Below are 22,879 nucleotides of genomic sequence, written 5' to 3' on the forward strand. Positions count from 1 at the left end.
ACACCAGAAATCAATCGTTCACAACAGATCCTGCCGCCGACAACTTGCCCTGCACCAAGGTGTACTGGCGCGCACAACGCGCCGCCAGGGTGGCATCGTGCGTCACCACCACAAAGGCTGTGCCCTGGGTACGGGCCAGTTCCAGCATCAAATCAAACACCCCGTGTGCGGTGCTGCGATCCAGGTTACCGGTGGGCTCATCGGCCAGCACACAAGCGGGTTGCGTCACCAGGGCACGGGCAATCGCCACGCGCTGGCGCTCACCCCCCGAGAGTTCTGCCGGACGATGCTGCAACCGGCCTGCCAAACCCACGCTTGCTAACATTTTAGTAGCTACTTGCGCCGCATTTGCATGATCCATACGCCGAATCCATAGTGGCATAGCCACATTATCCAGGGCACTGAATTCTGGTAACAAGTGGTGAAACTGGTAGACAAAACCCAAGTGCTGGTTGCGCAAGCGGCCTTGGGTGGCGGCATTTTTTTGTGCCAGATCTTGCCCCAGCAACATCACCGAACCGCTGGTGGGGGCATCCAGCCCGCCCAGCAAATGCAGCAAGGTGCTTTTGCCCGAGCCGGAAGCCCCAACAATGGCCAGCGTATCACCGGCGTGCACATCCAGGTCAACACCCTGCAGCACGGTCACGTCCAGTCGCCCCTCGGTGAAACGCTTGGTCAGTCCACGTGCGCTCAGCACCAGCTTCAGATTCATGTCTTGATTATTCATAACGCAAGGCCTCTGCCGGGTTAACTCGGCTGGCACGCCAGCTGGGGTAGAGCGTGGCGACAAAAGCCAGTACCAGTGAAATCAGGGCAATCGGCAAGATGTCTGCCTGCTGCGGGTCACTGGGCATACGGCTGATCAGGTACACGTCGCGCGGCAAAAAGGTGGTGTGCAGCAGTTGCTCGATGGCAGGCACGATCACATCAATGTTGAAGGCGACCCCCAGGCCCAGCGCCAGTCCAGCCAAAGTACCGATCACGCCAACCATTGCACCTTGCACGACAAAAATGCCCATGATGCTGCCGGGGCTGGCCCCCAGGGTGCGCAAAATGGCAATGTCGGCGCGTTTGTCGGTGACGGTCATCACCAGGGTGCTGACCAGATTGAACGCCGCCACCGCCACAATCAGGGTCAGGATGATGAACATCATGCGTTTTTCCAGCTGCACGGCGGAAAACCAGGTGCGGTTCTGGCGCGTCCAGTCACGAATCAGCAACTGGTCGGTCAGGGTGTTCGCCAAATCTGCGGCCACGGCTCTGGCCTGATGCAAATCAGATAGCCGCACACGCACACCGGTCGGGCCTTCTAGCCTGAAAAGGCGTGCGGCATCGTCCATATGCATCAGCACCAGACCCGAGTCGTATTCATAGTGCCCCGAATCAAAAGTACCCACCACCGTCATCTGTTTCATGCGCGGCACCACGCCAGCCGGTGTCACCTGGCCGCTGGGGGCCACCAGCGTGACCTTGTCCCCGGTAACCACCCCCAGGGAACGCGCCAGCTCCCCCCCCAGGATCACACCAAACTCACCGGGAATCAGCCGGTTCAGGCCGGTGGTTTTTAACTCCAGCGCCAAATCCGTCACCTCACCTTCATGGGCCGGATCAATCCCCCGAACCAATGTGCCTTTCATGTCTTCACCCCTTGCCAGCAATGCCTGGGTAGCTATAAAAGGTGCAGCACCCACCACCAGCGGATGGGCCTTGACCTGGGCCAGCGTACGCGCCACATCCGGCAAGGCTGCCCCATTGGGGGCAAAAATCTCGATGTGGGACACCACGCTCAGCATGCGGTCACGCACCTCTTTTTGAAAGCCGTTCATGACACTGAGCACAATGATGAGTGCCGCCACGCCCAACGCAATACCAAGCATGGAGACACCCGAGATGAACGAGATAAACCCGTTGCGCCGGGTCGCACGGCCAGCGCGGGTATAGCGCCAGCCAAGGATGAGTTCATAGGGAAGTTGCATGGGTGGATTGTGTCATTGATGCCCCCAGGAGCCCGGACGAGAGTACCGCGGTCCTTTGGTGTAATGGTGCTTCCACTTTCCCGAGTCCACCATGCCCCGCCACCTGCTCTACCTGATCGTATTTATTGAAGGCTTCTGCTCCCTCGGTGCCGAAGTCATCGCCCTGCGGCGTTTGGTGCCCCATGTAGGCAGCGCGATAGTGGTCACCGCACCCACCATTGGCCTGTTTTTGCTGGCACTGGCGCTGGGTTATGGCTCGGGTGCACGCGTGTCAGATCGGTTCACCACGGTCGTGGCACGCAATTTTTTAATCTCTGCCTTGCTGGCTGGCCTGGGGCTGGCGCGACTCACGGTAGATGGGTTGTTCACTCAGGTACAGCCGATCTGGCTGGCGTATTTGGTGTTTATTGGTGGTGTGTTGTGCCCTTTGGCCTGGCTGCTGGGGCAAACCGTGCCGGTACTGACCAACCTGATGAAACATCTGCGTACCGGCGAGGCCAGTGGCTACGCGCTGTATTGGTCTACCTTGGGCTCATTTCTGGGATCAGTGAGTTTGTCGCTGGTGGTGATGCAGTGGCTGGGCGTGTCTGCGGCGGTGTTGATCTGCGCCGTGCTGCTGGCCTTGGGCAGTTTGCTGCTGTCCCAAAGAAGCTGGGCCAACTGGGGGAAAGCCATAGCGGTGAGCTTGGTCGCCAGCGTCGTCAACCTACAGCCCAACACCGAAGTCCAAGACACCGCCTATGCCGATTACGCCATCCAGCCCCTGACACGACCCGACCAGATCAAGCCACGTGCGTTTCTGATCAACAACTCACTGGCCTCGCTGATGGACGACAGTCAGCCGCCGAAGTACGCCCGTTATGTGCAACACCTGCGCCACATCATTCTGGAAGAACTGGGCTTGTACCAGCGTGAGATTCTGGTGCTCGGCGCGGGTGGTTTCACCCTGTCACACCAGGAACCCAGCAACCACTACACCTATGTGGACATTGATGCCAAAATCCGCGACATTGCCGAGAAGCGTTTTCTGAAAGGCCCGATTGAGGGCGACTTCATTGTGGACGACGCACGCCGCTTTGTGCGCAGCACAGATCGCCGCTTTGATGCCGTGGTGGTCGACGTGTTCAGCAGCCACACCTCCATTCCCGGCCATCTGGTCACACGTGAATTCTGGCAAGACACCCGTCGCACCCTGGCCCCAGGCGGAGTGTTGCTGATCAACCTGATATTGGACGGGCGGCTTGAAACCCCCTATGCCCGCAACCTGCTGGCCACCATTGAGAGCATGTATGGGCGTTGCGCCGTAGAGGTGCTGCACAAGTCCAAGCCTCTGAGCAATGTGATCGTCAGTTGTTATGACAGCAGCCACGCCGGGCCCAGTGCACCCTATACCGACGAGCGTAATGGGGCTGATCTGGACTTGGCCAGGTCCAACTGACTGGTGACTTGCAGTGCACAAAACCAGGCCAGCGCCATGGTCAAACCCGAGCCCAAGCTGCCTGAAGTGCTCTCGCCCAGCACCGCCGCCAATGACCGGGGGCTGAAGTTCAGCCCTTACCGCAGCCTGCCCAATCTGGAAGAATATGTGCTGATTGGCCTGGTTGACCTCCGTATCAGGGGTTTACCACGCGCTCCATCATTCGGGTTTTCTGATCCTGACCATCCGAAATATCCAGCACCTCACGCAGCCGCTTTTGCCCACCCTGGGTTGGCGGGAGGTGATCCGCCGTTGCCTTGGGAGCTGGCAACACCGCCAGCGTGCCACCGTCCACCGCAGCCACTTTGGCACCCGTCGGGCAAACCTGATCGGTGTAAACCACTTTGCCGTCGATCAGGCATTTTTTAAGCTGACCGGGCTCATTTTTAACCGTATTCAATTTTGGCATGGTTTTGCCAGCCCCATCATTGGGCGAAGCACTGTCGCGCACGGAGCCATTGTCAAATTGAATGTCCACTTTCGCTGGCCCCTGCGGCACCAACCATTGTTGAACCCAGTCATCATGGCGATGTGACCAGCCCAGTTTGATGATGATCAGCAGCAGCAAAAAAACCAGCCCCCATTTGACCGTTCGATCAAAAACCATCTTGAAGTCCTCCCTGCCCTGAATTATCAGGGGCAATTGGTGCCCGACTTGGGCGCGTGAAATGACTTCACACCACCAGTGGATACGGCAAAGCTTTCCTCGACAATCAAGCCATGCACCTGTTGATTCCCTTTGCCGCCAGCCATGACGAAAACTGTCTGGCCATTCTGCCCAGCCTGAACCTGCCGCACCTGCAAAAGCTCCTCTCCCGTCTGACGGCCCAGCCGCTGGATGCGGGTGACGAGCTCAGCCTGTCCCCCCCGCATGAACGCGCACTGGCCAGACCACTCGGGCTGCCGGTGCAAGACGGGCAAATTCCCTGGGCCGCCTGGCAAGCCCAAAAACGCCCGGATCTAGTTCCTGTTCACGGCGGCGCATGGGCCTTGGTGACCCTGTGCAACTGGCAGGCCAGCGCCCACCAGGTCACGATGAGCCAGATTCCGATGAAGGATCTGAACGCCGCGGAGTCAGACCAGTTTCTGAGCACCATGCAGCCTTTTTTTAATGAGGATGGCATCACGCTGTACCCGCTGGAGCCGGGGCACTGGCTGGCCCACGGTGCCGTGTTTGCCCAGCTGCGCAGCGCCTCACCCGACCGCGTACTGGGCCGTAATCTGGAGCCCTGGATGCCACAGTCGACACAGGCCAACAGCCTGATCCGGCTGATGAGTGAGATGCAGATGCTGCTCTACAACCACCCAACCAATACGCTGCGTGAACAGCGCGGCGCTCTGCCCGTGAACGCCTTTTGGCTCAGTGGCACTGGCGAATGGCCAGCCCCTCTCCGCACCACTCAAGCCCTGGAGCCCACGGTGATCCCCCATCTGCGCGATGCCGCATTGCTTGAAAACTGGCGTGGCTGGAGGGAGGCCTGGCACGCGCTGGATGCCCGGGAAGGCTTGACCCTGCTGCAAGCCAGTGCACGCGGCGAAGCCGTTCAGCTTACCCTGTGCGGTGAGCGTCACGCCCAAACCTGGCACAGTCAACCGTTAACCCTGCGCCAGAAAATTAAAAGCTTTTTTGGCCCTCAGCGCATACAGGACTTGCTCAAACAGCTATGAAATTAATAGTAAGAGATATTCCCCCCAGAAGCGTTTGGGCATTGGAGCAAGCGGGCATTCACCCCTTGCTGGCGCAGCTTTACGCCGCTCGTGGCGTGCACAACCCGCAGGAGCTGGACGACGCGCTGGCCCGGCTGCTCCCCCCCGCCAGCATGAAAGGCACCGCAGAGGCGGCCCGCCTGCTGGCCGATGCGATGGCCGCCAAGCAAAAACTTTGCATCGTGGCCGACTACGACTGCGATGGGGCCACCGCCTGTGCCACCGCCATCCGGGGCTTGCGCCTGCTGGGTGCGCAGCATGTGGACTACATCGTGCCCGACCGCGTGCAAGACGGCTATGGCCTGACCCCACCGATTTCAGAGCGTGTCAAAGCCAACGGGGCCGATGTGCTGATCACGGTGGACAACGGCATTGCCAGCTTTGAAGGCGTGGCCCGCGCCCGCGCCTTGGGCCTGCAAGTGCTGGTGACCGACCACCACCTGCCCGCCATGCGCAATGGTCAGATTGAGTTGCCCGATGCCCATGTGATCGTCAACCCCAACCAGCCCGGCTGCGCCTTCGAGAGCAAAGCCATTGCCGGTGTCGGGGTGATGTTTTACGTGCTGCTGGCCTTGCGGGCCGAGCTGCGCCAACGGGGTGTGTTTGATGCCAGCAACCAGCCCAAGCTGGATACCCTGCTGCCGCTGGTCGCCCTGGGCACGGTGGCCGACGTGGTCAAGCTCGACAGCAACAACCGCCGCCTTGTGGCTCAAGGGCTAAAACGGGTTAGAGCGCTTATTCAGCCTGCGGGACTAGCTGCATTATTTGTAGCAGCCTCGCGTGAAACCAAAAGCGCCACCACCTTTGATTTTGGCTTTGCGCTGGGCCCACGCATCAACGCCGCCGGACGTTTGAGCGACATGACCCTGGGCATTGAATGCCTGCTGACCGACGACACAAATCGCGCCCAGGAACTGGCCCAAACACTGGATGCCATCAACCGCGAACGGCGTGAAATTGAAGGCGCGATGCGCGAACAGGCGCTGGCGGTAGCCGAGTCCTTGTTTGAAGATGCCCAAGAAACTCCGCCAGCCATCTGCGTGTTTGACCCCGAGTTTCACGAAGGTGTGGTGGGCATCGTGGCGGCCCGCATCAAGGACAAGTTTCACCGGCCCAGTTTTGTGTTTGCCAACAGTGGAGCCACCGGGCACGGGCACGAACTCAAAGGCTCGGGGCGTTCGATTGCCGGTTTTCACCTGCGCGACGCACTGGATCTGGTAGCCAAGCGCTACCCCGGTGTGCTGCTGCGCTTTGGTGGCCACGCCATGGCGGCGGGCTGCACCATTCTGGAAGAACACTTGGACACCTTTGAGCAAGGTCTGAACGAAGTCGCCAAGGAATGGCTGGATGCGGCCACCTTGATGCGCCGCCTGTACACCGACGGTGCCTTGAAACCCGAATACCGTCGCCCCGATCTGGTCGACACCCTGCACCATGAGGTGTGGGGCCAGGGTTTTGCCGCCCCGACCTTCAGCGAAGAGCTGGAGGTGGTGTCGCAACGCCTGGTGGGTGAAAAACACCTGTCGCTCAAGCTCAAACACTGCGGCCAGCCGGTCGATGGCATCTGGTTTGGCCGCACCGAACCTCTGCCAGCACGAGTCATATTGGCCTTTCGGCTGGATGTGGACAGCTGGCGCGGTGAACGCAGAGTACGGTTTTTGGTAGAAGCGGCAGAATCGGCCTGATGAACCAGATTGCAATCTCATGACCACCTCAAAACTATCCGCGTCTGAACTGCGCTGCCATGTGGATGCAGCCTCACTGGGTTTTACCAACACCACCGAGCTGAAGCACCTGCCCTTGCCCTGGATCGGCCAGGAGCGGGCCGAACAAGCCACACGCTTTGGCTTGACGATGGGCCAGCGCGACTACAACCTGTTTGTGCTGGGCGAAGTCGGCAGTGGCCGCAGCACCTTGATCAGCCAGATGATGCGGTCCGAAGCCGCCAAGCGGCCCACGCCACCGGACTTGTGCTACCTGTACAACCATGACTCTCCCGAGCACCCGCGTGCCATGCGGCTGCCCGCTGGCGAAGGCCGCCTGTTGCGTCAACTGATGGGGCAATTGGCCAAACATCTGCAATCGGACATTCCCAAGCGCCTGTCAGAGGCGGCCTTCAAAGCCGAGAGTGATCACCTCAGCAGCCAGCACAAAATGGAGGAAGACCGCGCCTTCGCCGCCCTGACGGCCTTTGCCGATGCCCGCAACTTCTCGCTGACACGCGAACAGGGCAATATGGTGTTCACCCTCCGCGATCCTCAAGGGCAACCCCTGACCACCGGCAAAGCCATGACCCTGACGGCCCAGCAACGGGTAGAAATTGACAGCAACGAAGAAGCCTTGCGCAACGAGATCAGCCGTTATCTTGAGCAAAACCGGGCCAGGGAGCACAGCTTGAATGAAAGCCTGGCCACCTTGAAGCGCCAGGCCATCAAACCCATGCTGGAACATGAGTTGCAAGCCATTCGCAACGCGCTGCGCAAACAAATCAAGGACAGTCTCAAACTCGGCAGCTACCTTGAACAGGTTCAGCACGACATGCTGGAAAACCTGGAGCTGTTTCAGCCCGGTGAAGACGAAGAAGATGTCCGGCTGGAAGCCTTGCTGGAAGTCTTGTCCCGGCTGCGGGTCAACGTGGCGGTGGACAACCACGAGCTGAAAGGTGCCCCCGTCATCCTGGAAGACAACCCGCTGTTTCGCAACCTGTTTGGCAGCATTGAATACGAATCCGATGGCGACATGTTGACCACCGATTTTTCGCGCATCCGCGCGGGCAGTCTGGTCAAGGCCCATGGCGGCTTTTTGATGCTGCACCTGCGCGACCTGTTGGCCGACGAGTCGGTCTGGGAGAAATTGCGGCGCTATCTGCGCAGCGGGCGCTTGCAAATCGAAGAGCCCAGCATGATGTATGCACCAATTGCAGCGGTATCCCTGCAGCCCGACCCGATTGATGTGGATGTGAAGATTGTCCTGATTGCCTCGGTGGAGGAGTACTACGCCGTTCAGGAAGGTGACCCCGAGTTTGCCCGCCGCTTTCGCTGCAAGGTGGATTTTGCCGACACCTTCAAGGCCACCCCTGAATCCTTCAACGCCTCGGCCATTTTTGTCGCCCACACCTGTGATCGCCTGGGTTTGCTGCATTTTTCCGCCGCCGCCGTGGCCACCTTGATCGAAGCCAGCCACCGTGAGGCCGAAGACCAGGTGCGTCAAAGCGCCATTTTTGGCCACTCCGAGGCGCTGGTGATGGAAAGCAGCGCCTCGGCACACAGCCGTGGGGCCACGCTGGTGGAGTCGCAGGATGTGTACGCGGCCATGCAGGCGCGGGTCTACCGCCACAGCTACCCACAGCAGCGGCTGCAGGAAACCATTGTGGATGGTGAGCGCCTGCTGGATGTCACCGGCGAAAAAGTGGCGCAACTCAATGGCCTGACCGTGATTGACCTGGGCGACTACCAGTTTGGCTTTCCGGTGCGCGTGACCGCCAGCACCTATGCGGGGCATGAAGGCCTGCTCAATATTGAACGTGAAGTCAAACTCTCCGGCCCGATTCACGACAAGGGGGTGCTGATCCTGCACAGCTACCTGTCCGCCCTGTTTGCCCACATTGCACCGCTGGCACTGGATGCGGCGATTGTGTTTGAGCAGGAATACAGCGGTGTCGAGGGCGACTCGGCCTCTTGTGCCGAGCTTTACGCCTTGTTGTCCAGCCTGTCGGGCTTGCCCCTGAAGCAGGGGATTGCGGTCACCGGTGCTGTCAACCAGCACGGCGAAATGCTCCCGGTGGGGGGCATCAACGAAAAAATCGAAGGCTATTTCCGCAGTTGTGAGCTGCTCGGGCTGGATGGCCAACAGGGCGTGCTGATTCCGGCACGCAACCGCCGCCACCTGATGCTTGACCCCAGCGTGGTGCAGGCCGTGGCCCAGGGGCAGTTTCATATCTACACCGCTGACCTGGCCAGCGATGGCATCGAGTTACTCACGGGGGCCAGTTTTGGCACCCTGCAAGGTCAGGACTATCCGGCCGACAGCCTTCTCGGGATGGCGCAAAAAACACTCCAAACCTACCGCAAATTCTGCGATGTACCCCGCCCGCTCAAGGTGGCACGGCGGCTGTCCAAATTACACGCTGAAGCAAAACCACATCACCCACGCGGCAGATAGCCCGCCCCTAGAATGCAGCAATGAACCCCACCCTGAACGCCGACCTGCATTGCCATTCCGTTGTCTCGGACGGTACCCTGACACCAGAAGAGTTGGCCTTACGCGCCAAATCACAAGGGGTTCAGCTCTGGGCGCTCACCGACCATGATGAAATTGGTGGTCAGGCACGCGCCGCAGCTGCGGCTGCGGCCTGTGGTCTGGACTACCTGACGGGGGTGGAAATCTCCGTCACTTTCCTGCATCAAACCGTGCACATTGTCGGGCTGGGTTTTGATGCCAACAACGCCGCATTGGCCGAAGGCCTGCAGCAAACCCGTGGTGGGCGTGCGCAACGTGCCCAGGAAATGGCCGATGATCTGGCGCGTGTGGGCATCAAAGGCTGCTTTGAAGGTGCCCTCCAATATGCCGGCAACCCCAACCTGATCTCACGCACCCACTTTGCCCGCTACCTGGTTGAAACCGGCATCTGCAAAGACACCTATGAAGTGTTTCGCAAATACCTCACCGAAGGCAAACCCGGCTTTGTGGAGCACCGCTGGGCCCATTTGAAAGATGCCGTGCGCTGGATCACCCAGGCTGGCGGTCTGGCCGTGATTGCCCATCCGGCACGCTACAAATTCAGTGCCAATGAAGAGATGGCGCTGTTCACCGAGTTCATCGGCCACGGTGGCCAGGGTGTGGAAGTCGTCACCGGGAGCCACTCGGCAGCTGAAAGTGTTACCTACGCGGCAACCGCGCTCGAATTTGGTCTGGCCGCCTCACGTGGCAGTGACTTTCACAGCCCAACAGAAAGCCGCACGGAACTGGGTGCCCTGCCTGTATTGCCGGGAGAACTCACCCCGGTCTGGGCGCTGCTGGAGGATCGCATTACACGTGCCCCCCGAGCCGCTTCGACTCGGGCCTGAACCCACACATGTCATTCTGGACAAGTCGCCAGGGCGGCGGGATCTTGCTGATCATCCTGGCAAGCTTGTCGTTTGCCTTATTGGACACAGCGACCAAACACGCCACGCAACTGGTACCGGTGCTGATGTTGCTGTGGTTTCGTTATGCGTTTCAGGCCGTCCTGACATTTGTACTGCGTTACCCGATTCAAAAAAACCAGCTGTTCACCACCCCCAACCCACGCTTTCAGACTTTGCGTGGTGTACTGTTGCTGACCACCAGCGCCTGCTCATTTTTTGGCCTGCAATTTTTACCCGTGGGGGAATTCACCGCCATGGTGATGCTCTCACCCATGGTGGCCACAGCCATGGCGGCATGGCTGCTGAAAAATCATGTCTCTCCCCTGCGCTGGGTGTTGATGACGTTGGGGCTGTTGGGTGTGCTGCTGGTGGTGCGCCCAGGCGGACAGGTGTTTGGCTGGGCAGTCTTGTTTCCGGTCTTGCTGGTGGTGACCTATGCGTCTTTTCAGGTACTCACCAGCCGCCTGAGTGGTGACGAAAACCCTTACACCACACACTTTTACACCGGCTTGGTGGGAACGGTGGTCATGACACCCATCATGCTGTGGAGCTGGAATACGATAGCGCTGTTCCGTTACTGGCACTGGTTTGTACTGGTGGGTTTTTTGGGCACGTTTGGTCATTTGATGCTGATTCGCGCCTTCAACCGCGCCAGTGCGGTGGTGCTCACACCTTATCTCTACACCCAGATCGCTTTTGCCACCTGGATGGGCTGGCTGGTTTTCCAGCATGTGCCGGATGCTTTTGCCTGGGCTGGCATTGCCGTGATTGCCACCTGCGGAGTCGGCAATGCCCTGCTGTCGGCACGTGAAGCCACGGGGCAGCGACAATAGCGCCATGCCTCAGCTTTTTGAAATTCACCCCGACAACCCCCAGCCCCGTCTGCTCAAACAGGCTACCGCCTTGCTCGACAAAGGCGAGGTGCTGGCTGTACCCACCGACTCCAGCTATGCGCTGGTTTGCCACCTGGACGACAAGGCCGCTGCCGATAAGCTGCGCCGAATCCGCGGAGTGGACGACAAACACCACCTGACGCTGTTGTGCCGCGACCTGTCCGAGCTGGCGAACTACGCCCGTGTGGACAACCAGCAGTTTCGCCGCCTCAAAGCCGCCACCCCCGGTGCTTACACCTTCATTCTGGAAGCCAGCAAAGAGGTACCGCGCCGCCTGAGCCACCCGTCACGCAAAACCATTGGTCTGCGCGTGCCCGACCACAAAGTGCTGCAGGAATTGCTGGCGCTCCACAGCACGCCCTTACTGGCCACCACCCTGATTGCACCAGGTGAAACCGAACCATTGAACGATGCCGAAGAAATCCGTGAGCGCTACAAGGGCCGCATTGCGGCCGTGATTGATGCAGGAGCTTGCCCGCGTGAACCAACCACCGTGGTGGATTTAACCGGTAGTGACCCGGTAGTCATCCGCGAAGGACTTGGCTCATTGGCGATGCTTGGCCTTTAAGCAGCTCGTGCCACCTAACTGCCCTGAGAAAATCACGTCATGGACTTTGCACAACTGATTCAAACCGTCACCCTCTACGCCATTCCCGTGTTGCTGGCCATCACCCTGCACGAAGCAGCGCATGGTTTTGCGGCCAAACATTTTGGTGACAACACGGCTTACATGCTCGGGCGGGTCACCCTGAATCCCTTGCCGCACATTGACCCCATGGGCACGATCCTGATGCCACTGATTCTGTACATCGCCACCTCCGGCGCTTTCTTGTTTGGTTATGCCAAACCGGTGCCGGTGCGTTTTGGCAATTTGCGCAACCCCAAGCGGGACATGATCTGGGTAGCTCTGGCAGGCCCTGGCTCCAATTTCGTTCAGGCTTTGGTGTGGGGTGCCTTGCTGTATATCTACCAAGCCATGAGTGTCACCGAGCCGTTCCTGCTTGAAATGGCGCAAGGGGGCGTACTGGTCAATGTGGTGATGTTTGCATTCAACCTGTTCCCATTACCACCGCTGGACGGCGGCCGCATTCTGGTCGGTTTGCTGCCTTACCGGCAAGCCATGATGGTGTCACGCGTAGAGCCATGGGGCTTTTTTATTGTGATGGCCCTGGTGCTGGCTGGCGTGGTCAGCAGTTTGTGGATGCAACCACTGATGGGCCTGACTTACCAACTGATTCACCTGCTTTTATCTCCCCTGGCCATGTTGGTCGGGTAAGAGAAGTTCTTTTATTGATCCTTGACGATTCATGACGACACAACGCTTTCTCACCGGCATTACCACCTCTGGCACCCCCCATCTGGGCAATTACGTTGGCTCCATTCGCCCCGCCGTGCGTGCCAGCCTGACCGACAGTGTGCAAAGTTTCTACTTTCTGGCCGACTACCACGCCTTGATCAAGATTGATGATCCGGCACGTATTCAGCGCTCCACCCTGGAAATTGCCGCCAGCTGGCTGGCCGCCGGGTTGGACCCTGAGCGTGTGGTGTTTTATCGCCAGTCGGATGTGCCAGAAATTCCCGAACTCACCTGGTTTTTAACCTGTGTGCTGGGCAAAGGTGTGCTCAACCGCGCCCACGCCTACAAGGCCTCCGTCGACAAAAATACCGCCGCAGGCACCGACCCCGACACCGATGTCAGCGCCGGTCTGTTCATGTACCCGGTACTGATGGGGGCTGACATTCTGATGTTCAATGCCCACAAGGTACCTGTCGGGCGCGACCAGGTACAACACATCGAAATGGCACGTGACATGGCGCACAGTTTTAATCACCGCTACGGCGAACACTTTGTGCCCCCGGATGCCGCCATTGAAGACAACGTGGCCACCCTGCCCGGTCTGGACGGCCGCAAGATGAGCAAGAGCTACGACAACACCATTCCAATGTTCGCCCCGCGTGAGCAGCTCAAAAAACTCATTGCCAGCATCAAAACCGACTCCAAAGCCCCAGGAGAAGCCAAGGATGTGGATGGTTCGGCCCTGTTCCAGATTTACCAGGCCTTTGCCAGCGCCAGCGAAACCGAAGCCCTGCGCCAGGCCTATGCCGATGGCATTGCCTGGGCCGATGCCAAGCACATCGTGTTTGAACGCGTGGATCAGGAACTGGCCCCGATGCGTGCGACTTACCAGGCGCTGATGGACAACCCGGCCAAGGTTGAAGCCATTTTGATAGCCGGTGCGGCCAAAGCCCGCGCTATTGCCACCCCGTTCATGCGCCAGCTGCGCCATGCTGTCGGCTTGCGCAAACTGGATGCGCAAAACACATCATCCACCCACAAACCGGTGAAAACTGCCAAACCCAGTTTCAAGCAATACCGCGAAACCGATGGCAAGTTTTACTTCAAGCTCATGGCGGCCGACAGCCGCTTGCTGCTGCAAAGCCAGGGCTTTGACACCCCACGTGAAGCGGGCAAGGTCATTGGGCAAATTTCCACCGTCAACCCGGCTGGTTTGAAAGATTTGTCGGTGTATTGGCAAGCCGCAACCGGTGTTGAGGAAGACGACATCTTGGCGGCGGTACAACAGCTGCAAAGTGACTAAACCTTTCTCACGGTACAGCTGAACAAGCCGTCCAAAACAACCCGTCGGCCACTGTACAATTCGCGCTTCGAGTTGCGGAGAAGTGGCAGAGTGGTCGAATGTACTTGACTCGAAATCAAGCGTAGTGGCAACACTACCGTGGGTTCGAATCCCACCTTCTCCGCCAAAAAAACAAGCAAAAAGCCCCGTCACTCAATGTGTTACGGGGCTTTTTTGTTGCCTGTTTGAAACGCTCTACCTCTGCCACATACTTCAGATGTCAGGCATGGTGCTGACTTCCTGTGTCAGGCGAAAATTTCATAAAAATGATCTGTAGCCCTTGATATACAAGCGCAAGCAGCTACTTTTTTTGAAGCAATTCATAGACCGCTTTGGGGTAAATCAAATGCTCTTGCGTGAGCACCCGTGCCGCCAATGTGTCTGCGCTGTCATCCGGCAGCAGCGGCACCACGGCCTGCGCCAGGATCGGGCCATGATCCAGTTCCGGCGTAACCAGGTGCACAGTGGCACCAGCGACTTTGCAACCGGCATCAATGGCCCGCTGATGGGTATGCAAACCGGCAAACGCAGGCAACAAAGAGGGATGAATATTCACCAGCCGCCCGGCATAGCGGTTGACAAAACCGGGGGTCAGAATGCGCATGAAACCCGCCAACACCACCAGCACCGGCTGTTGCGGCGTATCAAACGCATCAATGGTCTGCGCCAATGCTGCATCAAACGCAGCCCGATCCGGGTAGGCCTTGTGATCCAGCACTTGCGTGGCAATACCGTGGCTGCGGGCAAAGTCCAAGCCTGCTGCATCGGCTTTGTTGCTGATGACGGCCGCCACCCGCGCCCCCAAGGTATCGGCCCAATGGTCGCGTAGTGAGGTTTTCACGATGGCTGCCATGTTGGAGCCACTGCCTGAGATCAAAATAACGATGTTTTTCATAACTGGCTGAATTATGACTTTGCCCTCAACCGCTTCTCTCCCCCTCACCCCCATTGAGGCCCGCGTGCTCGCCACCCTGATGGAAAAAGCCCGCACCGTGCCTGACAGCTACCCGCTGTCGCTCAATTCACTGATGCTCGGCTGCAACCAGAAAACCACCCGCGACCCGGTGATGGACTTGACCGAGGCCGATGTGGCCACCGCCATCGACAGCTTGCACAACAATGCTCTGGTGCGCACCAACACCAGCGGCCGCGTGGCGCGGTATGAGCACAACTTTCAACGCGGCGTGGGCGTACCCGAACAATCGGCCGTGCTGCTGGGCGTGTTGATGCTGCGCGGGCCACAAACCTCGGCCGAACTGCGCCTGAACACCGAGCGCTGGTACAAATTTGCCGACATCTCCTCAGTGGAAGGCTTTCTGGAAGAGTTGCAAGACCGCCCAGAGGAAAAAGGTGGCCCGCTGGTGGTCAAGCTGGCCAAAGCCCCCGGCGCACGTGAGCAGCGCTGGGCACACTTGCTGTGTGGGCCGGTGGATGAAGCATCATGGGCCAGCGGCAGCGGTAGCCCCAGCCGCGCGGTGGACAGCAATACCACTGAGCGCCTAGCGCGGCTGGAGGCCGAAGTGGCTCAGTTGCGCAGCACCGTGGCCAAGCTGTGTGCGGAGTTGGGGGTGACACCGGACGCGGGTGCAGACTGACGGCTATGTCGCGTGGCCGAAGGGCCAACAAAGGAACTCAAGGAGCTGATTTCCAAGGCACTACAGAAATGGCAGCAACTGCGAATCGCGATTCACCTGGGGTTTATGGGTAGATATGGGTATCTTTGTGGGTATGCTCATCACCGACAACGTCATCACATCAGGAATCCTGGCGCTTGTTGCACAAATTGACGAATTCAAAGTTGCTTGGCGTGCCCTTGGAACCCTCGCGCCAGAGCGCATGCTTGCCCACAGGCGGTACGCATCCTGTACGGCAGCGCCATCACCCTGCATAGCACCGAAACTGATGCCACCGTCACCATCCACAACACCGGCCCGCATATTTCGGCTGAACTGATTGAGCAGATTTTTGACTATGGTGTGTCAGACCAGGCCGAGTCCGGTGCCAACGGCAACCGCGGCCAGGGCCTGTTTTCATGATCTGATTCGCGCACACAAGCCGTCATACAACCGTGTGATTTGAATTTTTGAGCCCAGCCCTGACCTTCCTCTGGTTTGGGCCCATTAAATTGCATCGCTCCAGTGTTGAATATTTAGCCGTGGCGCGACCCAATCCACAAAGGTCGCGTCGGCGGTCTTCACGCGATGTGATGCACCTCCTGCAGGCCATAGACCGGCGTATCCAACCCTTCCATGCGCGCCTTGAGCTGTAGCGCCAGGTAACGCGAATAGTGGCGCGACTGGTGCAGGTTGCCGCCGTGGAACCACAGCGCCTCCTGCTGCGTTGGCTTCCACATGTTGCGCAGTTCACCTTCCCACGGGCCGGGGTCCTTGGTGGTGTCCGAGCCCAGGCCCCAGCATTTGCCGACCTTGGCCGCCATCTCGGGCGAGACCAGGCGCTCGACCCAGCCGTTCATTGAGCCGTAGCCGGTGGCATACACGATCAGGTCGGCGGGCAGCTCGGTGCCGTCGCTCAGGATGACCGAGTGCTCGGTAATGCGCGCGATGTCCACGCCGCTCTTGAGCTTGACATCGCCATTGGCCACCAGATCGCAGGCGCCCACGTCGATGTAGTAGCCCGAGCCCCGGCGCAGGTACTTCATGAACAGACCCGAGCCATCGTCGCCGAAGTCGAGCATGAAGCCAGCCTTGCGCAGCCGGTCGTACAAATCAGCATCGCGCTTCTGGATTTCCTCGTACACCGGAATGTGGAAGGTGTGCATGATGCGAAACGGCACCGAGGCGAAGATCAGGTCGGCCATGTCGGTGGTGATGCCGTTCTCCACTGCCTGTTCCGAATACAGCCCGCCCAGCGCCAGGTCCATCAGCGAGTCCGAGCGCACGATGTGGGTTGAGCTGCGCTGCAGCATGGTCACGTCGGCGCCGTTTTCCCACAGGTCGGCGCAGATGTCGTGCGCCGAGTTGTTGGCGCCCAGCACGATGGCCTTCTTGCCCTTGTAGGCATCGCCGCCGGGGTGTTTGCTGGAATGGTGCTGCACGCCCTTGAAGATGTCAGCGCCCTCGATCTGCGGCACGTTGGCCACGCCCGACATGCCCAGTGCGAACACGACCTGCTTGGGGCGCAACACCAATGTCTGGCCGTCGCGCAGCACGGTCACTTCCCATTCCTTGGCCTCTTCGTCGTACTTCGCCTTGACGCATTCGGTGGACGACCAGTAGTTCAGCTCCATCACCTTGGTGTACATCTCCAGCCAGTCGCCGATCTTGTCCTTGGGGCAGAACACCGGCCAGTCGTCGGGAAACGGCAGGTAGGGCATGTGGTCGTACCAGACCGGGTCGTGCAGGCACAGCGACTTGTAGCGGCTGCGCCACTGGTCGCCCGGGCGCGGGTGTTTGTCGATGATCAGTGCAGGCACACCCAGGCGCTTGAGGCGTGCACCCAGGCCGATGCCGCCCTGGCCACCGCCGATCACCAGCACATAGGGCTGCACGCTGATGCCCAGCTCGGCTTCTTCCTGCTGGCGGCGCTCGGTCCAGTTCTGCCGACCTTTGTGCACGCCATGCTCGGCGCCCTTGATGCGGGCGCGGCCCTTCTTTTCTTCAAAACCCTTGAGTTCATAGACCGTGGTCAGCAGCGTCCAGCACAGGCCGTCTTTCAGCCGGGCATAACCGCGCCCGCGTGCCACCGCGGTCTCGAAGGTGAACCAGCCTTCGGTCACGCCATTGGCACGGCTAGCCTGGCCTTCGGTACGCCAGTTGGTTGGCTGCGTGCTGGCCAACGTGGCGGTCAGCAAGTCTTGCACGCCATCACGGCCTTCGACGGTCTTGAGGTTCCAGGTGAACCCGATCAGGTCGCGCCAATGGCAGTCGGTGGTGAAGAGCTGGGTGGCGGCCTGCACGTCGCCGCGCGTGAGCGCGGCATCGAACAGTTCGAGCCAGCGGGCGATGTCGTCAGTGGGGCTGAGGGCGCTGTGGTGGGCCGCCGGGGGCGCGCCGGTCACGGTGTCGGTCATAGGTCTTGTCTCCTTGTTATGTTGCAAATCGCCGGCAGGGTTGCCGACGTTTGGTTTATTGCAAGTGACATGCCGGAACAGGGATATGTTTGAGAACTATATTATTTATAGCTACTTGCGCTTGCTGGTAAAAGGCTAGAACCACTTTTTATATAAAAATGCTCACCGTGCGGCGTACTGTGCAAGCTGTCACAGCGTGACGGCTGTCACGGGGTCAGGCGTGACACCTGTCACACCTGAAGCCCGCGTGTGTCAGCGGGTTGGGTCGCCGTCGCGCTGGTTCGGCGAGGCAAGGCCCCATCGCTGCATGCGGCGGTACAGCGTCATGCGCGACAGGCCCATGCGGCGCGCTGCCTCGGCCACATTCCAGCGGCTGGCGACCAGGTGCTGCAGCAATTGCGCCGCCTCGCTGGTGGGCGCGGCGGGTGCGGCGGGCAAGCTTGCGGAGGGCACAGCAAGGGGTTTGGGGGCAGGCGTGCCACTCAAGTGGTCGGGCAGGTCGTGCAGTTCGATCCGGCCCTGGTTGCACAGGCTGCGGGCGTACGCGATCACGTTGTGCAACTCACGCAGGTTGCCCGGCCAGTGGTGCGCCAGCAGGCGGGCGCGGGCGTCAGGGGAAAGCACCGTGGCGGCTGCTTCATCGCCATTGCGTGGATTCGCCAGCAGGCGCTCTATCAGCCAGCACAGATCGGTGCGCTCGCGCAGCGGCGGCAGCACCAGGTGCGCGCCGTTCAGGCGGTAATACAGGTCGGCGCGAAAGCGCCCCTCGCGTACCAGCGCCTCCAGATCGCAGTGTGTGGCCGCGATCACGCGGATGTTCACCGGCACCGGCCGCGTCGCGCCCACCGACAGCACTTCGCGCTCAGCCAGCACGCGCAGCAACCGGGCTTGCAGCGCTAGCGTCATGTCGCCGATCTCATCGAGGAACAGCGTGCCGCCATCGGCCTCCTGTACCAGGCCGCGCTTGGCACGTGTGCCCGCACCCGAGAAGCTGCCGGGCAGGTAGCCGAACAGCTCGCTCTCGGCCAGCGCCTCGGGAATGGCCGCGCAGTTCACCGCCACGAAGGGCCGACCGCGCCGCTCGCTGCTGGCGTGCAGCGCCTTGGCGAAGAACTCCTTGCCGCTGCCGGTTTCGCCAGTCAGCAGCAGCCCGATGGGCGAATTCACAAAACGTGCCGCGCGTGCAATCTGCCGCGTCAGCGCGGGGTCGCCACCGCACAGTCCAGCCAGCGGCGTTGGCACGGGTTTGGCGGCGGCCGATGGCGCAGGACGCGCGGCGGCGCGGGGCGGCGTTGCCAGCAGGAACAGCTGCTGGCTGGTGCCAGCCACGGTGATGGCGCAACGGTCCGCCGGGCTGCTGTAGATGAAGCGACCCAAGTCGCCAAGCTGGAGGTTGAACAGGCGCTCGAAGGCAGCGCCCATCAGCGGTCCGGCCACCTGATCCTGCAGCAGCAGTTGCGCGCGGCGGTTGTAGCCGATGACCCGGCCCGCCGCGTCCAGCGCCAACAGGTAGTCAGGGTTGACCTCCAGAAACTGCGGCGAGGGCGACAGGCGCAGCAACCAGTCATGGCGAAACTGGCGCAGGAAGCTGGCGTTTTCAATGTGCTGGGCGTAGATCGTCACCATCTGCAACGCGAGGTGCTGGCTGTCCTTGCTCTGTGGCGAGCGCAGCGCCGAGATGTCCAGCACCGCATTGAGCTGGCCGCGTCCGTCGAACACCGGCGCGGCCGTGCAGGTGAGCGGGATGTGGGTGGCGTCGAAATGGTCGCCCTGGTGCACCGTGAGGGCTTGCCCGGTGCTGATGCAGGTGCCCACGCCGCAGGTGCCGGCCACTGATTCGCTCCAGGTCGAACCCAGGTACAGGCCGGCGCGGCGCAGCGAGTGCTCGGTATGCAGGTCGCCGAGAAAATCGACGGTGATGCCGCGCGCGTCGGTCAGCAGCACCACATAGTCCAGCTCGGCCACATGCTGATAGAGCGCCTGCATGCCATCGCGCGCAATCTGCAAAAACTCGTCCATCCGATCCTGGTGTTCGCGCAGGCGATGACTGGGCAGAATGATGGCTTCCTGCATGCGGGTTGGGTCAAGCCGATAGTCCCGTGCGCACCGACGCCACGAATCGTGAATGATGCTATCGCTTGCAAACTCTGGATGGCCGCTGCTGCCGCCAGCAACCATCTGCGTGACCCTTGAGATGTGCTCCTGCTGATGCACTTGCATTGCTTGTATCCTGTCCTGGTGTGCGCGAAAGGGGTCTGCGCCAATTGAATAAGGCCTGTTTTGACTAGAAAAACTGTAGGTTTTTCTGTGTTGACGGTCAATCCGGAAAATCCCTCGGTTGAATGTTTTGCCCGAAAGAAGAGGCGCTCTTTTCGCGAACCTGACATATTACAAAATGTGTGCAAGTTCTAGTGAATATGCGTCCATACTGCCCGCCGACCTTGGCCTGCCTTGTGAGCGAATAGGGCATCAGATCATTGCGAGTTAGCGTTCAAAGGGGTCATGTCGGAAGGATAGGAGGGACATGTGCCGCCTCTAAGCAAGCACTCAACATCCACCCCGCTGCTGCGACCCCAAATCTCCCCGTAGTCCAGCACCTCCCTGTCACCCCCCGGACACTCATAACCGCACGCCCGTGCTAAAAACGCCGCCAAATCGAGCACACCCAACGGTGTGCCACCACCGGAGACACCATGGATTTGGCTTTTACCCCCGAAGAGGAACAATTTCGCCAGGAGGTGCGCACCTGGGTGCGTGCCAACCTGCCCGCTGACATCGCCCACAAGGTGCACCACGCCTTGCGTCTGACCCGCGACGACATGCAGGGCTGGGCCAAGATTCTGGGCAGCAAAGGCTGGCTGGGTTTTGGCTGGCCCAAGGCCTTTGGCGGCCCTGGCTGGAACGCCATCCAGAAGCACCTGTTTGAAGAGGAATGCGCCCTGGCGGGTGCGCCGCGCATCGTGCCGTTTGGCCCGGTGATGGTGGCCCCGGTCATCATGGCTTTTGGCACGCCGGAGCAGCAGCAGCGCTTTTTGCCCGGCATTGCCAGCGGCGAGGTGTGGTGGAGCCAGGGTTACAGCGAGCCGGGTTCGGGCTCGGATCTGGCCAGTGTCAAATGCCGCGCTGAGCACCAGGGCGACCATTACCTGGTGAACGGCCAGAAAACCTGGACCACGCTGGGCCAGTACGGCGAGTGGATTTTTTGCCTGGTGCGCACCAGCACGGAGGGCAAGCCACAAACCGGCATCAGCTTCCTGCTGATCGACATGAAGTCGCCCGGTGTCACCGTGCGCCCGATCCGTTTGCTGGATGGCGAGTGCGAGGTCAACGAGGTGTTTTTTGACAACGTCAAAGTGCCGCTGAACAACCTGATTGGTGAAGAAAACAAGGGCTGGACATACGCCAAACACCTGCTCAGCCACGAGCGCACCAACATTGCCGATGTGAACCGCAGCAAGCGCGAGCTGGAGCGACTCAAACGCATTGCCAAGCAGGAAGGTGTCTGGGATGACCTGCGTTTTCGGGATCAGATCGCCCTGCTGGAGGTGGACGTGATTGCGCTGGAGATGCTGGTGCTGCGCGTGCTCAGCGCCGAAAAATCCGGCAAAAACTCGCTGGACATCGCCGGACTGCTCAAGATCAAAGGCAGCGAAATCCAGCAGCGCTATGCCGAGCTGATGATGCTGGCCGCTGGCCCCTTTGCCCTGCCGCTGATTCAAGAGGCCATGGATGCGGGCTGGCAAGGGGATCAGGTCAACGGCCAGATGTTCGGCTTTCCGGGTGATGCACTGCACTGCGCGCCGCTGGCATCCACCTACTTCAACCTGCGCAAGACCACCATTTACGGCGGCTCTAACGAGGTGCAGCGCAACATCGTGGCTCAGGTCGTGCTGGGCTAACACAGGGGAACACTGATGAACTTTGACTTTTCCGACGACCAAAACCAATTGCGTGACGCGGTGCAACGCTGGGCCGATAAAGCCTACACCTTTGAGCGCCGCCGCGCCATCGTGGCAGCCGGTGGATTCTCACGCGAGGCCTATGGCGAGCTGGCTGAACTCGGGCTGTGTGGCCTGGTGGTGCCTGACACGCATGAGGGCATGGGCATGGGGCCAATCGAGGCCATGGTGGTGATGGAGCAACTGGGGGCCGCGCTGGTGCTGGAGCCCTTGACCCAATGCCTGATCAGCGCCGCCGTGTTGAGCCAGTTTGCGCCGCAGGCCGTGCAAGCCCAATGGCTACCGCGCATCGCCTCAGGCCAGGCGCTGGTGGTGCTGGCACAGCAGGAGCGCAGCAATCGCTACCGACTCGACATTTGCAAGGCTAATGCGGCTGTAGCCAATGAAAATCATGCGCTAACAGCTACCAAAAACATAGTTCCCGCCGGTGACCAGGCCGATGCCTACCTGGTGCCTGCCATGCTGGATGGCCAGTTGGCGCTGTTTCTGGTGGAGCGCAGCGCCGCCGGGGTCAGCACCCGCGGCTACGGCACGCAAGACGGCAGCCGCGCCGCCGACGTGAGGTTTGACCACGCCCCGGCCACCCTGCTCACCCGCGACGGCCTAGCCGCGCTGGAGCTGGCGGTGGATGTGGGCATTGCCGCGGCTTGCGCCGAAGGTGTGGGCGTGATGGACAAGACGCTGCTTCTTACCGCCGACTACCTCAACACCCGCAAGCAGTTTGGCGTGGCCATTGGCAGCTTTCAGGCGCTGCGCCACCGCGTGGCCGACATGAAGATGCAGCTGGAGCTGGCCCGCTCCATGAGCTACTACGCCAGCCTGAAGCTGAGCGCCCCGCCCGCCGAGCGCCGCGCCGCACTGGCCCGCGCCAAGGTGCAGTTGGGCCAGTCGATGCGTTTTGTCGGCCAGCAGGCGGTGCAGTTGCACGGCGGCATTGGCGTGACGGACGAGTACATCGGCAGCCATTACTTCAAGAAACTCACCCAACTGGAGCTGAGCTTTGGCGACACCTTGCACCACCTGGGCGAGGTGTCGGCACGTATGACGGACACAGCTGCGGTGTTTGCCTGAA

19 protein-coding genes and 1 tRNA gene are annotated in these 22,879 nt (G+C 60.3%); 14 read left to right on the plus strand and 6 right to left on the minus strand.

Annotation, left to right across the window (positions count from 1 at the left end):
* Positions 1-10: 10 nt before the first annotated feature.
* Both lolD and LDN84_RS14195 read right to left on the minus strand, forming a co-directional pair.
* The gene (gene lolD / locus LDN84_RS14190) at positions 11-727 is read right to left on the minus strand and encodes a lipoprotein-releasing ABC transporter ATP-binding protein LolD (protein WP_223904093.1); all 717 of its coding nucleotides are present in this window, start codon (positions 725-727) and stop codon (positions 11-13) included.
* The gene (locus LDN84_RS14195; RefSeq protein WP_223904094.1) at positions 720-1,976 is read right to left on the minus strand and encodes a lipoprotein-releasing ABC transporter permease subunit; all 1,257 of its coding nucleotides are present in this window, start codon (positions 1,974-1,976) and stop codon (positions 720-722) included. The genes lolD and LDN84_RS14195 overlap by 8 nt, the downstream gene beginning before the upstream one ends.
* Positions 1,977-2,067: 91 nt before the next feature.
* On the opposite strand from LDN84_RS14195, the gene LDN84_RS14200 reads away from it, so the two are divergent.
* The gene (locus LDN84_RS14200) at positions 2,068-3,414 is read left to right on the plus strand and encodes a fused MFS/spermidine synthase (protein ID WP_223904095.1); all 1,347 of its coding nucleotides are present in this window, start codon (positions 2,068-2,070) and stop codon (positions 3,412-3,414) included.
* A 175-nt stretch (positions 3,415-3,589) separates the two neighbouring features.
* Here LDN84_RS14200 and LDN84_RS14205 read toward each other — a convergent pair whose 3' ends face one another.
* Positions 3,590-4,060, minus strand: coding sequence for a hypothetical protein (locus LDN84_RS14205; RefSeq protein WP_223904096.1), 471 nt, complete (start codon positions 4,058-4,060; stop codon positions 3,590-3,592).
* 113 nt (positions 4,061-4,173) lie between these two features.
* On the opposite strand from LDN84_RS14205, the gene LDN84_RS14210 reads away from it, so the two are divergent.
* The 9 genes from LDN84_RS14210 to LDN84_RS14250 all read left to right on the plus strand — a co-directional run bounded on the left by LDN84_RS14210 (position 4,174) and on the right by LDN84_RS14250 (position 13,945).
* Positions 4,174-5,121: a phosphoglycerate mutase gene (locus tag LDN84_RS14210; RefSeq protein WP_223904097.1), complete on the plus strand. Its 948-nt coding sequence runs from the start codon at positions 4,174-4,176 to the stop codon at positions 5,119-5,121.
* Positions 5,118-6,845: a single-stranded-DNA-specific exonuclease RecJ gene (gene recJ / locus LDN84_RS14215; RefSeq protein ID WP_223904098.1), complete on the plus strand. Its 1,728-nt coding sequence runs from the start codon at positions 5,118-5,120 to the stop codon at positions 6,843-6,845. Before LDN84_RS14210 ends, recJ begins: the two co-directional genes overlap by 4 nt.
* A 19-nt stretch (positions 6,846-6,864) precedes the next feature.
* Entirely contained in the window at positions 6,865-9,321 is a 2,457-nt protein-coding gene (locus LDN84_RS14220; RefSeq protein WP_223904099.1) for a Lon protease family protein, read from the plus strand.
* Between the two features lie 20 nt (positions 9,322-9,341).
* Positions 9,342-10,226 carry a 3',5'-nucleoside bisphosphate phosphatase gene (locus LDN84_RS14225; RefSeq protein ID WP_223904100.1) on the plus strand — a complete coding sequence of 295 codons (885 nt, stop codon included), beginning with the start codon at positions 9,342-9,344 and terminating at the stop codon, positions 10,224-10,226.
* Between the two features lie 8 nt (positions 10,227-10,234).
* Complete coding sequence (locus LDN84_RS14230) at positions 10,235-11,119, plus strand: DMT family transporter (protein WP_223904101.1); 885 nt, start codon at positions 10,235-10,237, stop codon at positions 11,117-11,119.
* Between the two features lie 4 nt (positions 11,120-11,123).
* Positions 11,124-11,747: an L-threonylcarbamoyladenylate synthase gene (locus LDN84_RS14235; protein ID WP_223904102.1), complete on the plus strand. Its 624-nt coding sequence runs from the start codon at positions 11,124-11,126 to the stop codon at positions 11,745-11,747.
* A gap of 39 nt (positions 11,748-11,786) precedes the next feature.
* Complete coding sequence (locus LDN84_RS14240) at positions 11,787-12,455, plus strand: site-2 protease family protein (protein ID WP_223904103.1); 669 nt, start codon at positions 11,787-11,789, stop codon at positions 12,453-12,455.
* 31 nt (positions 12,456-12,486) lie between these two features.
* Positions 12,487-13,779, plus strand: coding sequence for a tryptophan--tRNA ligase (locus LDN84_RS14245; RefSeq protein WP_223904104.1), 1,293 nt, complete (start codon positions 12,487-12,489; stop codon positions 13,777-13,779).
* A 76-nt stretch (positions 13,780-13,855) separates the two neighbouring features.
* Positions 13,856-13,945: transfer RNA gene (locus LDN84_RS14250), tRNA-Ser, on the plus strand.
* 174 nt (positions 13,946-14,119) lie between these two features.
* On the opposite strand, the gene purN is transcribed toward LDN84_RS14250, so the two are convergent.
* Positions 14,120-14,713 carry a phosphoribosylglycinamide formyltransferase gene (purN, locus tag LDN84_RS14255; protein ID WP_223904105.1) on the minus strand — a complete coding sequence of 198 codons (594 nt, stop codon included), beginning with the start codon at positions 14,711-14,713 and terminating at the stop codon, positions 14,120-14,122.
* Positions 14,714-14,726: 13 nt separating this feature from the next.
* Here purN and LDN84_RS14260 point away from each other — a divergent pair, with 13 nt between their 5' ends.
* Together LDN84_RS14260 and LDN84_RS14265 are read left to right on the plus strand one after the other, a co-directional pair.
* Complete coding sequence (locus tag LDN84_RS14260) at positions 14,727-15,413, plus strand: YceH family protein (protein WP_223904106.1); 687 nt, start codon at positions 14,727-14,729, stop codon at positions 15,411-15,413.
* A gap of 207 nt (positions 15,414-15,620) precedes the next feature.
* Entirely contained in the window at positions 15,621-15,854 is a 234-nt protein-coding gene (locus tag LDN84_RS14265; RefSeq protein WP_223904107.1) for an ATP-binding protein, read from the plus strand.
* A gap of 158 nt (positions 15,855-16,012) precedes the next feature.
* Here the strand turns inward: LDN84_RS14265 and LDN84_RS14270 are convergent, their stop codons facing one another.
* Positions 16,013-17,848 carry an NAD(P)/FAD-dependent oxidoreductase gene (locus tag LDN84_RS14270; RefSeq protein ID WP_223904108.1) on the minus strand — a complete coding sequence of 612 codons (1,836 nt, stop codon included), beginning with the start codon at positions 17,846-17,848 and terminating at the stop codon, positions 16,013-16,015.
* A 252-nt stretch (positions 17,849-18,100) separates the two neighbouring features.
* Entirely contained in the window at positions 18,101-20,068 is a 1,968-nt protein-coding gene (locus LDN84_RS14275; RefSeq protein WP_435405883.1) for a sigma-54-dependent Fis family transcriptional regulator, read from the minus strand.
* Positions 20,069-20,541: 473 nt separating this feature from the next.
* Between LDN84_RS14275 and LDN84_RS14280 the strand changes: the two genes are divergently transcribed.
* Together LDN84_RS14280 and LDN84_RS14285 are read left to right on the plus strand one after the other, a co-directional pair.
* On the plus strand, positions 20,542-21,747 hold the full coding sequence (locus LDN84_RS14280) for an acyl-CoA dehydrogenase family protein (protein ID WP_223904109.1): 1,206 nt from the start codon (positions 20,542-20,544) through the stop codon (positions 21,745-21,747).
* 15 nt (positions 21,748-21,762) lie between these two features.
* Positions 21,763-22,878, plus strand: a complete 1,116-nt coding sequence (locus tag LDN84_RS14285) for an acyl-CoA dehydrogenase family protein (RefSeq protein ID WP_223904110.1) — start codon at positions 21,763-21,765, stop codon at positions 22,876-22,878.
* Position 22,879: the final 1 nt, after the last annotated feature.

The sequence above is a fragment of the Rhodoferax lithotrophicus genome (assembly GCF_019973615.1).
In the GTDB taxonomy this organism is placed as follows: Bacteria; Pseudomonadota; Gammaproteobacteria; order Burkholderiales; family Burkholderiaceae_C; genus Rhodoferax; species Rhodoferax lithotrophicus.